This is a genomic window from Streptomyces sp. ME19-01-6 (genome assembly GCF_033793745.1).
GTDB lineage: Bacteria > Actinomycetota > Actinomycetes > Streptomycetales > Streptomycetaceae > Streptomyces.
Map to the genome: position 1 here is coordinate 1 of NZ_JARAXF010000122.1, position 821 is coordinate 821.

Here is an 821-nt window from a genome sequence, read left to right on the forward strand (position 1 = left end):
GGGCCGATCTCGACGTAGTCGGTGACGCCCTGCCTGCCCAGCCATGCCAGACCGTCGGCGAACCGCACGGCCTGTCGCGCATGCCGCAACCAGTACTCGGCACTTCCGAGCTCCTCGGCCGCGGCCACCTCACCCGTCACATTCGACACGATCGCAATGCGCGGCTCGCCCCACGAGACACCACCCAACACCTCGGCGAACTCCGCCAGCATCGGCTCCACCAACGGCGAATGGAACGCCCGCTCCACCCGCAACCGCCGCGTCCGCCGACCCTCCTCCCGCGCCAACCCCACAACCCGCTCCACCGCGTCCTCGGCACCGGAGACCACCACCGACCGCGGACCGTTCACCGCAGCCACCGCCAACCGGTCCGCATCCTCGCCGATCCACCCGGCGACCTCCCCCTCCCCGGCCTCCACCGCGGCCATCGCACCGCCCGACGGCAACCCCGCCATCAAACGACCACGCGCCGCCACCACCCGCGCAGCGTCCCCGAGCGACCACACACCCGACACATGAGCCGCCGCCAACTCCCCCACCGAATGCCCGATCAGGAAATCCGCGCTCACCCCACACCGCTCCAACGTCCGGAACAACGCCACCTCGAACGCGAACAGCCCCGCCTGCGTGTACTCCGTCCGATGCACCAACTCCGCCTCCGCCGAACCCGGCTCGGCGGACAACACCCGGCTGAGCGGCACCCCCAACAGCCCCTCGAACGCCCCACACACCTCCCCCAACACCTCACGGAACACCGGCAACCCCGACAGACCACGCCCCATCCCGGACCGCTGCGCCCCCTGCCCCGAGAACAGGAACGC

Annotated in this window: 1 protein-coding gene; it reads right to left on the minus strand. The window is 71.1% G+C overall.

Features of this window, described 5'->3' with window-relative positions:
• On the minus strand, positions 1–821 hold an 821-nt coding region (locus PV419_RS52935; RefSeq protein WP_319701257.1), incomplete at both ends, for an acyltransferase domain-containing protein.